Origin of the sequence: Isoptericola aurantiacus, assembly GCF_044769875.1 — a bacterium.
Classification (GTDB): Bacteria; Actinomycetota; Actinomycetes; order Actinomycetales; family Cellulomonadaceae; genus Isoptericola; species Isoptericola aurantiacus.
Window position 1 is genome coordinate 180,428 of record NZ_JBJBAE010000002.1, and the last position, 12,964, is coordinate 193,391.

General features: G+C 71.7%; 11 protein-coding genes and 6 tRNA genes. 7 read left to right on the forward strand and 10 right to left on the reverse strand.

The window, feature by feature from the left end; all coding sequences use genetic code 11:
• Window positions 1-2: 2 nt before the first annotated feature.
• Window positions 3-803 carry a dihydrofolate reductase family protein gene (locus tag ACIQLL_RS07555; RefSeq protein WP_402465028.1) on the reverse strand — a complete coding sequence of 267 codons (801 nt, stop codon included), beginning with the start codon at window positions 801-803 and terminating at the stop codon, window positions 3-5.
• A gap of 32 nt (window positions 804-835) precedes the next feature.
• Here ACIQLL_RS07555 and zapE point away from each other — a divergent pair, with 32 nt between their 5' ends.
• On the forward strand, window positions 836-1,915 hold the full coding sequence (gene zapE / locus ACIQLL_RS07560; RefSeq protein WP_402465031.1) for a cell division protein ZapE: 1,080 nt from the start codon (window positions 836-838) through the stop codon (window positions 1,913-1,915).
• A 16-nt stretch (window positions 1,916-1,931) separates the two neighbouring features.
• Here zapE and ACIQLL_RS07565 read toward each other — a convergent pair whose 3' ends face one another.
• Together ACIQLL_RS07565 and ACIQLL_RS07570 are read right to left on the reverse strand one after the other, a co-directional pair.
• Window positions 1,932-2,783: a PPK2 family polyphosphate kinase gene (locus tag ACIQLL_RS07565; RefSeq protein WP_402465033.1), complete on the reverse strand. Its 852-nt coding sequence runs from the start codon at window positions 2,781-2,783 to the stop codon at window positions 1,932-1,934.
• The gene (locus ACIQLL_RS07570; protein WP_402465036.1) at window positions 2,780-4,450 is read right to left on the reverse strand and encodes an alpha-amylase family protein; all 1,671 of its coding nucleotides are present in this window, start codon (window positions 4,448-4,450) and stop codon (window positions 2,780-2,782) included. Before ACIQLL_RS07570 ends, ACIQLL_RS07565 begins: the two co-directional genes overlap by 4 nt.
• 176 nt (window positions 4,451-4,626) lie before the next feature.
• Here ACIQLL_RS07570 and ACIQLL_RS07575 point away from each other — a divergent pair, with 176 nt between their 5' ends.
• Window positions 4,627-4,860 (forward strand): hypothetical protein, encoded by a 234-nt coding sequence (locus ACIQLL_RS07575; protein ID WP_402465039.1) that lies wholly within the window; start codon window positions 4,627-4,629, stop codon window positions 4,858-4,860.
• Window positions 4,861-4,863: 3 nt separating this feature from the next.
• Here the strand turns inward: ACIQLL_RS07575 and ACIQLL_RS07580 are convergent, their stop codons facing one another.
• The 7 genes from ACIQLL_RS07580 to ACIQLL_RS07610 all read right to left on the reverse strand — a co-directional run bounded on the left by ACIQLL_RS07580 (window position 4,864) and on the right by ACIQLL_RS07610 (window position 6,118).
• On the reverse strand, window positions 4,864-5,151 hold the full coding sequence (locus ACIQLL_RS07580; RefSeq protein WP_402465042.1) for a hypothetical protein: 288 nt from the start codon (window positions 5,149-5,151) through the stop codon (window positions 4,864-4,866).
• Window positions 5,152-5,212: 61 nt separating this feature from the next.
• A tRNA-Val gene (locus ACIQLL_RS07585) sits at window positions 5,213-5,287 on the reverse strand.
• Window position 5,288: 1 nt separating this feature from the next.
• Window positions 5,289-5,364: transfer RNA gene (locus ACIQLL_RS07590), tRNA-Gly, on the reverse strand.
• A gap of 121 nt (window positions 5,365-5,485) precedes the next feature.
• Window positions 5,486-5,773, reverse strand: a complete 288-nt coding sequence (locus ACIQLL_RS07595) for a DUF2277 domain-containing protein (protein ID WP_402465045.1) — start codon at window positions 5,771-5,773, stop codon at window positions 5,486-5,488.
• A 67-nt stretch (window positions 5,774-5,840) separates the two neighbouring features.
• Window positions 5,841-5,915, reverse strand: a tRNA-Val gene (locus ACIQLL_RS07600).
• 1 nt (window position 5,916) lies between these two features.
• A tRNA-Cys gene (locus ACIQLL_RS07605) sits at window positions 5,917-5,987 on the reverse strand.
• 58 nt (window positions 5,988-6,045) lie between these two features.
• Window positions 6,046-6,118, reverse strand: a tRNA-Gly gene (locus ACIQLL_RS07610).
• Window positions 6,119-6,242: 124 nt separating this feature from the next.
• Here ACIQLL_RS07610 and ACIQLL_RS07615 point away from each other — a divergent pair.
• The 5 genes from ACIQLL_RS07615 to ACIQLL_RS07635 all read left to right on the forward strand — a co-directional run bounded on the left by ACIQLL_RS07615 (window position 6,243) and on the right by ACIQLL_RS07635 (window position 12,945).
• Window positions 6,243-7,328 carry a chorismate-binding protein gene (locus ACIQLL_RS07615; RefSeq protein ID WP_402465048.1) on the forward strand — a complete coding sequence of 362 codons (1,086 nt, stop codon included), beginning with the start codon at window positions 6,243-6,245 and terminating at the stop codon, window positions 7,326-7,328.
• Window positions 7,329-7,397: 69 nt separating this feature from the next.
• Window positions 7,398-8,012, forward strand: a complete 615-nt coding sequence (locus ACIQLL_RS07620) for a dihydrofolate reductase family protein (protein ID WP_402465051.1) — start codon at window positions 7,398-7,400, stop codon at window positions 8,010-8,012.
• Between the two features lie 5 nt (window positions 8,013-8,017).
• On the forward strand, window positions 8,018-8,884 hold the full coding sequence (locus ACIQLL_RS07625; protein WP_402465053.1) for an aminotransferase class IV: 867 nt from the start codon (window positions 8,018-8,020) through the stop codon (window positions 8,882-8,884).
• Window positions 8,885-8,985: 101 nt separating this feature from the next.
• Window positions 8,986-9,057 (forward strand) — tRNA-Val (locus ACIQLL_RS07630).
• Window positions 9,058-9,915: 858 nt separating this feature from the next.
• Complete coding sequence (locus ACIQLL_RS07635; protein WP_402465056.1) at window positions 9,916-12,945, forward strand: LamG-like jellyroll fold domain-containing protein; 3,030 nt, start codon at window positions 9,916-9,918, stop codon at window positions 12,943-12,945.
• Window positions 12,946-12,964 lie beyond the last annotated feature (19 nt).

The following is a 12,964-nucleotide window of genomic DNA, read 5'->3' on the forward strand; positions in this document are numbered from 1 at the left end:
ACCTACTCTGCGAGTGCTGGGGGCAGCGACCGGTCTGCGGGTGTCGTGCGCCACCGCGCCACCAGCGTGCCGGACGGCCCGGCGAGCAGGTGGGCCAGGGTCGCGGGACGCTGCGTCCCGGCCGGGCCTGCGGGTCCGGCGACGATCCGGCTCGGCCCGCTGCCGACGACCTGCGGCGTGGTGGTGACGCAGAGGTCGTCCAGGACCTGCGCGGCGATCAGCCCTCCCAGGAGGTGCGGACCGCCCTCGCACAGGACGTGACCCAGTCCGCGCTCGGCCAGCGCGTCGATCCCGGCGGTGACGTCGACGCCGCCCGGTTCGCCGACGTGCGGCTCCGGGCACACCAGGACGTGCTCGGCGTCGACGTCCTGCCGCGCACGCTCGGCGCCCTCCTCGCCCGTCACGACCCACGGCGTGCGATCCGCCTCCAGCACCCCGTCGGGCACGCGGCCGGTCCTCGTGACCAGTGCCAGCTCGAGCGGCGCGGCGGCGAGGTGCTCCAGACCGCGCGGCCGCTCCAGCGCGGCGTACCCCTCGGCGCGAGCCGTCCCGGCGCCGACGAGCACGACGTCGGCGAGCGCACGCAGCACCCGGAAGACCCGCCAGTCCGTGGCGTCGTTGATCGACCCCGACCGGCCGTCGACGCCCCAGGCGCCGCCGTCGACGCTCTGGACCATGTTGACCCGCACGTGCCGGGGTGCGTCCGCGGTGTAGAGGGCGGCGAGGCGGTCCTCGGCCTCGTCGACGGGCAGGTCCTCGACGTGCGGCAGGAGCAGTCGCAACGGTGGCGTGGCAGAACTCACAGCGGTCAGCGTACGTGGCGCACGTAGGGTTGATGTCCGTGACCGCCGTGCAGTCCTCGGACTCGACCGCCACCGTCTCGCTGGCGGGGGTGCGCCCTGCCGTCTCGGCAGACCGGCTCCTGGCCGACCTGGTGCCCCCGCGCCACTTCGCCGACGCGCGGTTCAGCACCTATCGCGCCAACCCCGACCACCCGAGCCAGGCCTCGACGCTCGCCCGCCTCGGCGAGGTCGCCGAGCAGATCGCCACCCCGGCACCGACAGGTCTGCGCGCCCTGCTCTCGCGCCGTCGGACCGCGCCGGCGGTGTACATGGACGGCGGGTTCGGCGTGGGCAAGACCCACCTGCTGACGTCCCTGGCCCACGCGGTGACCGAGGCTCTCGGCCCGGGCGCCGCCGCGTACGGCACCTTCGTCGAGTACACCAACCTCGTCGGCGCGCTCGGGTTCCTGCCCACCGTCGACGCCCTGGCCGCCAAGCACCTGGTGTGCATCGACGAGTTCGAGCTGGACGACCCGGGTGACACGGTGCTGATGTCCCGTCTCCTGCGTGAGCTCGCCGACCGTGGCGTGGCGCTCGCCGCGACGTCGAACACGCTGCCCGACGCCCTGGGGGAGGGGCGGTTCGCCGCCGAGGACTTCCTGCGCGAGATCCAGGCGCTGGCCGACCGCTTCGAGGTGCTGCGGGTCGACGGTGAGGACTACCGGCACCGGTCGGTCGTGACGGACACCGAGCCGCTGTCGGCAGCCACCGTGCGTGCCGCGGCGGCGACGCACCCCGGCGCGGCCCTGGACGACTTCTGCGACCTGCTGGCCCACCTGGCCACCGTCCACCCCAGCCGGTACGGGGCGCTGCTCGACGGCGTCGAGCTGGTCGGGCTGACCGACGTCACGCCCGTGACGCGCCAGGAGGTCGCGCTGCGGCTCGTGGTGCTCGTGGACCGGCTCTACGACCGCGACGTCCCGGTGCTCCTCGCCGGCGTCGACGGCGCCGCCCCGGGGTCCCTGTTCACCGAGGAGATGCTGCGCGGCGGCTACCGCAAGAAGTACTACCGTGCGCTGTCGCGCCTCGGCGCGCTGGCGGCGGAGGGCCGCCGTCTCACCACGACCGGCTGACCACCGCCGGCGGTGCTCAGCCGCCGGTCAGGAGCCGGCGCTGCTCGGCGACGTCGAAGTCGGCCGGCGGCCACCCGAGGTCCATCTCCCGCAGCGCGCCCAGCAGGATCTCGCCGACCACGAGGCGGGCGAACCACTTGCGGTCGGCGGGCACCACCCACCAGGGTGCGACGTCGGTGCTGGTGCGGTCGAGCATCTCCTGGTAGGCGGCCTGGTAGTCCTCCCACTGCCTGCGGGCGTGCAGGTCCGCCGGGTCGTACTTCCAGTGCTTGTCGGGCCGGTCGAGCCGGGAGGTGAGCCTCTCGAGCTGTTCGCCGGGGGACAGGGCGAGCATCACCTTGACGATGGTCGTGCCGGCGGCCGCGACCTCGGCCTCGAAGTCGTTGATCTCGTCGTAGTGGGCGCGCCACTGCGCCTCGGGTTCGAGGCCGTCGACCCGCACCACGAGCACCTGCTCGTAGTGGGACCGGTCGAAGACGCCGATCAGTCCCGGGCCGGGCAGCGCGCGCCGGATCCGCCACAGGAACCCGCGGTCGCGCTCCTCGGCGGTCGGCCGCCCGAATCCTCGGCACCGCACACCCTGCGGGTCGACCATCCCGACGACGTGCCGCACGACGCCGCCCTTGCCGGCGGTGTCCATGCCCTGCAGCACCAGCAGGAGGCGGCGCGTCCCTCCCGTGCGGCCGTGGGCGAAGAGGCGTTCCTGCAGCTCGGAGAGCTCGGCGCCGTGCTCGGCGAGGACGGCGTACCCGGCCTTCTTGCCGCCCTCGAACCCGGGCGTGGCTCCGGCGTCGACGTCGTCCAGGAGTCGTCCGCGCCGCCAGCGGAAGGGAGAGGTCACGTCGTCGCTCCGGTCGGTGGTCGTCATCGGGTCTTCCCAGGGCCGTCCGCGGTGGCGGGTGCGTCCTCACGGCGCAGGACGACGGCGGCGCGTGCGGGCACCTGCAGTCGACCGGCGAGCAGGTGGGTGCGGTCCACGTCCCAGGACGTGGCCACCTGCCACACGCCCGACGGCGGGGGAAGGTGACGGGTGAGGTCCACCTCGGCGTCCTCGGGGCCGACGGCGAGCACGAGCGCGCTGTCGCCGCGCAGACCGATCAGCACGTCGCCGTCGACGGTGAGATCGACGGGGGAGTCCAGGTCCTTCAGGGTCGAGGGGCGCAGGGTCAGCAGTGCCCGCGCCCAGGAGACCAGGCGCCGGTCGCCGTGCCGGTCACCCTGGACCGGTACGTGCTCGGTGTCCAGGACGACGGGCGACCCGGCCATGACGGCGAACGCGAGCAGGGCGGCCCGGTCGTCGGCGGCGGTGTCCGTCACGAGCTCGCCGTCGGGGTCGGACCACGGCACGGCCCGCCCGGCCGCGGGCAGCCGGGTGAGGTCCCCGACCACCGTCGAGGCGGTACGTGGTGTGCCGCGGAGACGTCGGCCCGCGGGGACCGCGGCACCGGGCGTGACCTCCCGGTCCAGCTCGTCGGCGAGGCGTTCCAGGGCAGCGGCCGAGCCGACGAGCTCGCCGGCGAGCAGGTGCCCGATGATCGTCGTGAGCCGGTCGCTCAGCCCGCGGCCGTCCGTGAGCAGCGTGCGCGGAACCCCGGAGTGCGCGCCGACGGACTGCACGGCGTCGGCGAGCTCGCCCAGGAAGGGCACCGCCGAGCGGTCGGTCAGCACCTCCACGTCCAGGAGCAGGCCGTCGACGTGGAACTCGGTCAACCACCGCGTGGCGTCGGCGACCAGGAAGTCACGGGGGCCGCGGCTGCCGGACCCGTCGAGGTTGATGCGGGGGGTGTCGGCGTCCCAGGGGGAGCCGGGCCGGGGGCCTATCCGGGATCCGACGGCGTACGGCCCGAAGGCGTGCAGGCCCAGGGCGTCGGCGACCGCCCACCGGTGCGGCAGGTCGAGGACGACGGCGAGCCCGGCGGCGTGGGCGGCGTCGACGAACCGCTGGAGGGCGGCCGGGCCGCCGTACGGTTCGTGCACGGCGAAGAGTCGCACGCCGGCGGCCGGCCCGAGGTCCGGGTCGAAGGCCGCGAGCGGGGACAGCTCGACACCGGCGACGCCGAGGGCCGCCGTGGCCGGCAACAGCTCTGCGGCGGCATCGAGGGTGCCTGCCGCGGTGGCCGTGGGGATGTCGAGGTGCAGGAGCGCTCCACGGCGCAGGTCGGCACCACGCCACCCGCCGTCGGTCCATCGGAAGGTCTCGTCGAGGACCCGTCCGGGCCCGTGCAGTCCGTGGGGGAGCTGGGTGCTGCAGGGGTCGGGGACCGGTGACCCGCCGTCGACGCTGAAGGCGTAGTCCGTGCCGACGGCGAGATCGGCGTCGGCGCGCCAGTAGCCGGGTTCCTGGGCGCCGACGAGACGCAGGGGCCGTCGCTCGGCCGTGCCGTCGGGCTGCGGGAGCACCACGTCGACCGTGTGCGCGCGGGGGGCCCAGACGAGGGGGCGGCGCCCGGGCCAGCTCTCGCGGTGGCGCGGCTGGGGCGCCTTCGTGCCACCGGGGGCAGGACCCGCCTGGAGGGGTGGATCGGCTGCGGTCACGGCGACACCCTAGTCCCGTCGTCGTGCGTGCGCGGGACCGGCCTGGTCGGGCGCGTCGGGTGCGGTGGAGAGGTCACGTGTCGGTGCGGTGACGACGGGGTGTCGGCCCGGTTCCGGGCGCGAGAATAGTGTGCCAAGCGGGAGCACGACGCCACGTGCGCTGGTACACAAGGACTATGAGCAAGGACACAGAGGGCCCCGGGGCGAACCGGCTCCGCGCGCTCCTCGACGAGTCGATCGCGTCGCAGGCTCGGATCGCGCCTCGACGCCGGTCGGCCACGGACCCGCACGGAGACCCCCGACTGGGCGGTGACGCCACGAAGGCGCCGCTGTCGTTGTCGCAGACGGACCTGTCACCCAGGGAGGGATCGTCCAGCGGTCATTCCTGGGACGACCCGGACGAGCTGTAGCGGTCAGCGGGGCCGGCGGTCCGCGCCCACGGGGATGAGGCGCGGCATGCCGGCGGGAGCGACCTCGCTGACGGCGAGGTAGCGGGCCTCGGCCCGGTGCAGCCGGATGTGCTCGTCCAACGACCACTGCGGCCCGTTGGTCAGCACCATCCCGCAGGAGCAGTCGATCTCCGCCGACCCGTCCGGGTGGTGGCGGGCCTGGCCCACGGTGACGTGCGAGGCCCGGGCGCGCGTCTTGGCGCGGTGCATCGTGGCGGACACGGCGGGCGGGCTGGCGGTGCTCTCTTCCACCCGAGGAGCCTATCCAATCGACGACGAAGGCCCCGGACCGCTGGGTCCGGGGCCTTCGAGGTGGTGGGCGATACTGGGATCGAACCAGTGACCTCTTCCGTGTCAGGGAAGCGCGCTACCGCTGCGCCAATCGCCCGTGGAGCGGATGACGGGACTCGGACCCGCGACATCCACCTTGGCAAGGTGGTGCTCTACCAACTGAGCTACATCCGCGCGGCCGGACAGGGCGAGGAGTGCTCCTCCGCCGTCCGGCGCCTGAGGAACATTACTGGACCGACCCGGACCAGGTCCAATCCCGCCGGGTGTGACCTGCGCCTCGACCGGCCGGTGCGGGTCAGGCCGTGGCCGCGTGCTCCCGTTCGGCGATCCGCGCCTGCACCTCCGGGCGGCGCAACGGCGGCACCGTGGTCGGTGGGCGACGGCGGGCGGGCAGGTCGTCGAGCAGGCGCGTGACGATGTCGGCGATCTCGGCCGCTGCCGCCTCGCAGGGCTCGCGGGACGCCGGCGCCGCGTTCGCGGCGACCCCGGTGACCTTGCGCACGAACTGGGCCGAGGCCGCTGCGATCTCCTCGGGGGTGGCGGCCGGTTCGAGGCCGCGCAGCGTGGTGATGTTCCGGCACATGCTCCGACGCTACGCCGGGGGCCGTGAACGTGCGACAGGCCCGAACGTGACTGTCCGGGCCTGTCGGTGGTGGGCGATACTGGGATCGAACCAGTGACCTCTTCCGTGTCAGGGAAGCGCGCTACCGCTGCGCCAATCGCCCGAGGTGGGTACGGGATTCGAACCCGTGTATACGGCTTTGCAGGCCGCTGCCTCGCCTCTCGGCCAACCCACCATGAGAAAGCGTGCTCTCCCGTGCCCTCGTCTCCGAGGCCACAGGGAGTGGGCCTCCGAGCGGATGACGGGACTCGGACCCGCGACATCCACCTTGGCAAGGTGGTGCTCTACCAACTGAGCTACATCCGCACAGCCGGACGTGGGGGATCGCTCCCCGGCGTTCCGGCGCGAAGGAAACACTAGTCGACGGCAGCGGGATGGTCCAATCGCTCCCGCGGTGCGTCGTCGTCGTCGCCTGGCATAGCGTGCACCCGTGCGTGCAGCGACCTCCTGGGCCTCCTTCGCAGGCCACCGGGCCACCGACGTCGTCGAGTGCGTCGACGTCGAGCGCGCTCCCGAGCGACTGTCGGAGCCCGGGCCGTGGTTCGTCGTCGTCGACTTCGAGGCGTTCGGCCGGGGGGGACGGGCGCGCGCCTGGCGCTTCGCGCGGGTGTCCGACGCCGGCCCGCACCCGGGCGGCGTGGCGTCGCCCGACGCGTGGCGCGGGCCGGGTAGTGAGGACTGGACGAGCACGATGGACCGCTCCGGCTACGAGTCCGCCGTCCGCCGCGTGCGGGAGCACGTGCGCGACGGGACGGTCTACCAGGTCAACGTCTGCCGGGTGCTCGGGGCCCCCTTGCCCGCCACCGACGACGGCGGTGCGCGCGTCGAGCCGGACGCCGCGGCCCTGGCGGCGCGGCTGGCGGCGGGCAACCCCGCGCCCCACGCCGGTGCGATCCACGTGCCCGCCGGCAGCGGCGTCGACCCGGTGTGGGTCGTCTCGGCGTCGCCCGAGCTCTACCTCTCGCTCGACGCCGGCGCGCTCGGGTCGGGGCCGATCAAGGGCACGGCCCGCACCGCCGACGGGCTGACCACCAAGGACCGCGCCGAGAACGTCATGATCACCGACCTGGTGCGCAACGACCTGCAGCGGGTGTGCGCCCCCGGCACCGTGGCCGTCGAGGAGCTGCTCGGCGTCGAGGAGCACCCCGGGCTGGTGCACCTGGTCTCCCGCGTGCGCGGCGCCCTCGCCCCGGACGTTCGGCGGGCGCCGGATCGGTGGGGGCGCGTGCTGCGGGCGACGTTCCCTCCGGGGTCGGTCTCCGGGGCGCCGAAGTCGTCGGCCCTGTCGATCATCGACCGCCTCGAACCGACGCGCCGCGGCCCCTACTGCGGGGCGGTGGGCTGGATCGACGGCGACCGCGCCGAGCTCGCCGTCGGGATCCGCACCTTCTGGTGGCAGGACGGGACGCTGCGGTTCGGCACGGGCGCCGGGATCACGTGGGGGTCCGACCCGGAGGCGGAGTGGCGCGAGACCGAGCTCAAGGCCTCGCGGTTGATCGGTCTCGCGTCGACGTGACACGGCGCCGGTGCCGACCGATCCGGTGCCGACCGATGAGCAGCGGTCGTTCCACCGGTCGGACCCGGCATGAGCACCGTGACGTGTGACCTGACCGTCTCCCTCGACGGCTTCGCCGCCGGACCCCACCCGACCCGGGATCGCCCCTTCGGCGACGTCGTCGGCACCGGCGAGGTGCTGCACGCGTGGATGTTCGACCATGCCGCCGGCCACCGCGCCGAGCTCGCCGGGATCCTGGACGGGGGAGCGTTCGTCATGGGTCGCGGCATGTTCTCGCCCGACACCGGCCCGTGGGACCACCAGTGGCACGGCTGGTGGGGCGAGGAACCGCCCTACCGGGCACCCGTCTTCGTGCTGACCCATCACGAGCGCCCGGCCCTCGCGATGGGCGGCGGGACGACGTTCCACTTCGTGACTACCGGGCTCGACGACGCGGTGTCCCGGGCCCGCGACGCGGCCGACGGTCGGCCGGTCGTCATCGCCGGTGGGGCGCGGACGGTGAACGCCTGCCTGCGCGCGGGGCTGATCGACGAGCTGCGGCTGCACCTGGTCCCGGTGGTGCTCGGCATCGCCGACGGCGTCCGGATCTTCGACGGCGTCGGTCGGCGCGACCTGGACGCCGTCTCCGCCCGGCACACGCCGGAGGTCACGCACCTGGTCTACCGCCGTCGTCGGGCAGACTGAGGCCCATGAGTCTGGTGATCTGGGCAGAAGGTCGACTCGTCGCGCCCGAGGAGGCCGCGCTGAGCGCGGTCGACCACGGCATCACCGTGGGCGACGGCGTCTTCGAGACGTGCACCGTGTTCGACGGGCAGGTCTTCGCGCTCACGCGGCACCTGGCCCGGCTCCGTCGCTCGGCGACGGGACTGGGACTCGAGGCGCCCGACGAGGAGAAGGTGCGCAACGGCGCTGCCGCGGTCCTGGAGGCCGCGGTAGCCGCGGACGGGCCCTTCGACGGACGGCTGCGCATCACCGTCACCGCCGGCGTCGGGCCGCTGGGCTCCATGCGCGTGCCCGGGGCGCAGAGCGTCGTCGTCGCGGCTCAGGACTCCGTCATGGCGCCGGAGTCCAGCTCGGCCCGTTCCCCGTGGCCGCGCAACGAACGCTCGCCCATCGCCGGGCTCAAGACCACCTCGTACGCCGAGAACGTCGTGGCGCTCGCCCACGCCAAGGCCGAGGGCGCCGACGAGTCGATCCTGCCGAACACGGTGGGAGACCTGTGCGAGGGGACCGGATCCAACGTCTTCGTCGAACGCGGCGGCGAGCTGCTCACGCCGCGCCTCGACTCGGGCGCGCTGGCCGGCATCACGCGCGCTCTCGTCCTGGAATGGGGTGCCGAGGCAGGGCTCCCGGTCCGCGAGGCGCGCCCGGGCGAGCTGCCGTTCTCCGTGCTGGACGAGGTGACCGCCGGCGCGGCGCACCTGGCGCTGACGTCCTCGGGGCGCAACGTGCAGCCGGTGACCCGGCTGGACGGCGTCGAGGTGGCGGCCGGTGAGCTGACGCTGGCGGCGCGGGACGTGTTCGAGAATCTGTGCCGCGAGCGCCTCGACCCGTGACCTGCGGCGTCGCGCCCGGCGCCGACGCCGGGTGTGGGGCACGCCGCAGCGATCCGGTTTGGCTCAGGGGCCGGTGTGTGACTACTATCGACCTCGCACTCGGGCGATTGGCGCAGTGGTAGCGCGCTTCGTTCACACCGAAGAGGTCACTGGTTCGAACCCAGTATCGCCCACCGAGAGAGGCCCCCTGACCAGCGGAAACGCTGAGTCGGAGGGCCTTTCGCTTTGGCCGGGTAGAGCACTGCTGGCTTAACTGCTGGCCTATCTTGCGCGATCTGGGCGGGTGGGGGACGGGTCCGCCGGGCTCGACGTGGGTGCGTGGTGCGGGCGAGTGAGCCCGGTTGTCACCGTTGCCGGGTCCCCCTGAACCGGGTCTGACCTCGGTGAACGCCACACAGCCGATGACATCGGCCGTCATGTGCGGCTCCGGGCCGCTCGACCCGTGCGCGCGACGAGCTCCGGGAATCTGCACCGACCTCTTCGGTGTCTCCGCTCGGACTTGCTCCAGGTGGAGCCCATTCACGAAGTGTCGTGGTCGGGTCCGGACGTGATGTCGCGAGGACGAAGGAGGGTGCGAGAGAGCACGGTCGGGAACAAAGAGGCGTCCTTCGTTTACTCCGCGGCGGGCAAGCGCATCACCCCGCACCGGCCCGACCGGGATCACGGCGTGTCTGCCGGGGCAGGAGGTCTGTTCCGGACTGCACGCGTCCGTCGCAGGCCTCCACCGAGCCCGGCACGAGACAAACCGCAGTCACCTACCCGTGCAGCAGTCCCCGTCGTCGTCCCGGGGATCTGTGCGCCTGAGCACGTTGAACGCCTCCTCGCGCTGGCGGACGATCGCTTCGACCGTGCCCGTCAGCCGCTGTGTCGCAGGCTGATGGCGTCGACGAAGAAGATCACAGAACTATAACGATGAAGCCCTGACAGTTGCCTGTGCGCACCCTGTAGTCAAGGTTTGGTCACAATAACCGAACAACCAGGGTGGGTTGAGCAGGGTAGTGGCATCGCGAGCAGGTCTCCCGAAAACATGTATGTCGTTCGGTTTGGCGGCCTTACTGGCAGGCACACCGGGTATCGCGGCTGGTCTTGAAAGGTCTGACGGGGGATCGGTTGCGACCTCGGTGCCGGTGTGCGCGGCAGAAGCGCCGACTGAAGCGGCTGCAACGGCTATGGCTGTCGAGTGCGGCGATGACGTTCTCATTGCCGATTCCTTGACGGAGTGGTCGACGTCGTACGTGCAGCCCGACGGCTCGACGGTCGTGGAGATGTCAGCCGGGGCGGTCCGGCAGGACGGTGACGGGGACGGCGCGTGGGCTCCGGTCGACGTGCAGGTCTCAGCCGCACCGGTTCGGGACGGTGAGGTCGAGGGCATTCCGGGTGGGATGCTGCCGGTCAGCGGTGGGGTGGAGCCGATGTGGCTGAACCCGGGTGGCGTGACGGGATCGGGTCTGCCGTTGGCGATTATCGGTGCCGCGGAGTCCCGGGTGAGCATGTACTCGGGCTCGCTGCCGGTGACGGCTGCGGCGCAGGTCGCCGATGGGCGGGTGTCGTACGACCTCGGGTCGGGCGTGGCGTTGAGCGTGTCGGTCAACGATGACGGCACGATCGTCACCCCGGTGGTGCGGATGCAGGATGCGGCGGCGCTGGAGTACTTGACCACCGAGCTGCTGGCACCGGCCCCGGGGCAGGATGGGGGCCTTGAGCTCTCGTTCCCGGTGGAGGCGTCCAGCGGGTTGAGCGTCGAGCCGAGCGATGCGGGCTTCGAGGTGCGTGACGGCGCCGGCGAGGTCGCGTTCGAGTCCGGCCCGGTGGTCATGTGGGATTCCTCGGGCGCGGTCGACTGGGATGACGTGGGCACGGGAGAGGGCGCCTCGACGCAGGAGCCCTCGGCCGCGGAGCTCGAGCCGTTCGACGCTCTGGTCGGTGCGGAGCAGGCTGCGGGTGTCACTGCAAGTGACGAAGTCCCCGACCGTGAGGGTGCGCCGGCTACCGGCGACCGGGTCGAGCTGCTTGACGTCAGCGTCCAGGACGACGTCGTCACCGTCAGCCCGGACCCCGCGGTGCTCGCCGACCCGGAGCTGGAGTTCCCGATCTATCTCGACCCGAGCATCGGCGCGAGTGCTCCGACGCGGTGGGGGACGATCCGTTCGGGGTGGCCGACTGGGAGCATCTGGAAGAACGGTGACGACCAGGGGCTGGGGTTCTGCGACGTCTCGTGGGTCTCGTCGTGCGACAAGGACAACAAGCAGCGGCTGCTGTGGCGGTTCAGCAGCCTGCGGTACGGGTCTAGCGGCGTGCGTCTGGGGAACCTCGACAGCTCGGACATCAAGAGCGCCGACTTCAGTGTGTACGGGACGCACTCGTGGGACTGCACTGCTCGCGGGGTGAAGGTGTACGGCATCGACGATGTCGACAACACGGTGACGTGGAACAACCAGCCGGACTGGATGGGTCTGCAGGAGACGCGCACCGTCTCGCACAAGGCGGCCTGCGACAACAAGCGGCGGATTGTGTGGGACGTGACATCGCGAACCAAGACCTCCGCAAGCCGGGACCAGTCATGGGTCGCGCTCGGCATGAAGGCCGGCAGTGAGTCGTCGATGGAGTACTGGAAGCGCTACAACGCGGACACTGCGAAGTTGACGATCGTGTTCAACCGAGCTCCGGACAAGCCGTCGCGCTCGACGATGAAGACCCAGGACACGATGGCGTGCGCCACGTCTTCCTCGAGCCCACTGCACATCCGTGACCTGACGCCCAAGATGCAGGCCAAGGGCACTGACCCGGATGGGCAGAAGGTCCAGATGGAGTTCAAGATGGTGCGCTCGGGCGGCAGTGAGGTCTACAACTCGGCCTGGACGACAGCGCAGGCCTCCGGGGAAACCCACTCCAAGACCGTCGCCTCCAGCAAGCTGCAGTCCGAGAAGCTGTACTGGTGGACGGCCCAGGCCCGCGACAATGAGAAGAAGGAGTCGGGTTGGTCGGGGGCGAGGTGCTATGTGCGCCCTGACACCACACCCCCGGTGACGCCGACCGCCACGTCTGCCATGTACCCGCAAGACGATCTCGGCGGCGGCGCGAACCAGAGCGGCACGTTCATCTTCGACGACGCCGGGTCGAACGATGTCGCGAAGTTCCACTACTCCTTTGATTCCGATGCACTGGACGATTTCGTGACCGCTTCGTCGGGCCAGGCGAGCATCAGTTTCACCCCCCAGCGCACCGGCTCGCACGTGCTGTACGTCGAGTCCGAGGACAAGGCAGGGAATCGTTCGAAGACCACTCTTATGTATCGGTTCAGCGTGGATCAGCCGTCAGCCACCGGATGGTGGAAGTTCGACGAGGCGACCGGAACCGTGGCGCAGGACTCAGCGCAACTGGAGGATCCCTCCCAGGGGGAACTGCACCCCCTGACCGTGTCGTCAGCGACACAGTGGCGTGTGCCTGGCTGGGACGGATGGAGCGGGAGCGCCCTTGACTTCGACGGGCAGTCAGAGTGGGCGCACTCCGACGGACCGGTCCTCAACACTGCCGGTTCGTTCACGGTCACTGCCGTCGTGAATCTGGACGCCGTCGGCAACGGGCACCAGATGGCAGTGAGTCAGGCCGGCCAGACCGGTAGTGCGTTCAAGCTCGGATACCTCGCGCCCGGCTCGGCCTGTCCCGCCACAGCTGAAGACGGATGCTGGTCGTTCTTGATGTACGGACACGACGGTTCGGGCAACACGCGCGCTACGTCTGACATCTCCGTCAATCCGAACGAGCCGGTGCGCCTGACCGGCGTCTACGACCGAGGCGTCGGCGAGATGCGCCTGTATGTGTGCAGCACCGCAACGTCGTGGGCACCGCAGCTGGCCGATACCACGGCCTTCTCTCCGACTGGTAGCGGCTGGACGGCTGGTGGCGACCTGGAGGTCGGACGAGCCCGGGTGGACGGGTCCCCGTCCCAGTACTGGGAGGGTCTGATCGACGACGTTCGGGTCTACGACCGCGCCATCGACAACACCTCGGACAACGAAGTGCTGTTGCGCGTCTGCCAGGGCGGTATTGCTGGCGGCTGACGGATCCGAGGTATCGCAA

Excerpts from the sequence above, each read along its gene's own strand:
- zapE (WP_402465031.1), top strand. The coding sequence starts at position 836 with ATGTCCGTGACCGCCGTGCAGTCCTCGGACTCGACCGCCACCGTCTCG.
- ACIQLL_RS07565 (WP_402465033.1), bottom strand. The coding sequence starts at position 2,783 with ATGACGACCACCGACCGGAGCGACGACGTGACCTCTCCCTTCCGCTGG.
- ACIQLL_RS07575 (WP_402465039.1), top strand. The coding sequence starts at position 4,627 with ATGAGCAAGGACACAGAGGGCCCCGGGGCGAACCGGCTCCGCGCGCTC.
- ACIQLL_RS07595 (WP_402465045.1), bottom strand. The coding sequence starts at position 5,773 with ATGTGCCGGAACATCACCACGCTGCGCGGCCTCGAACCGGCCGCCACC.
- ACIQLL_RS07620 (WP_402465051.1), top strand. The coding sequence starts at position 7,398 with ATGAGCACCGTGACGTGTGACCTGACCGTCTCCCTCGACGGCTTCGCC.
- ACIQLL_RS07625 (WP_402465053.1), top strand. The coding sequence starts at position 8,018 with ATGAGTCTGGTGATCTGGGCAGAAGGTCGACTCGTCGCGCCCGAGGAG.
- ACIQLL_RS07635 (WP_402465056.1), top strand. The coding sequence starts at position 9,916 with ATGTCGTTCGGTTTGGCGGCCTTACTGGCAGGCACACCGGGTATCGCG.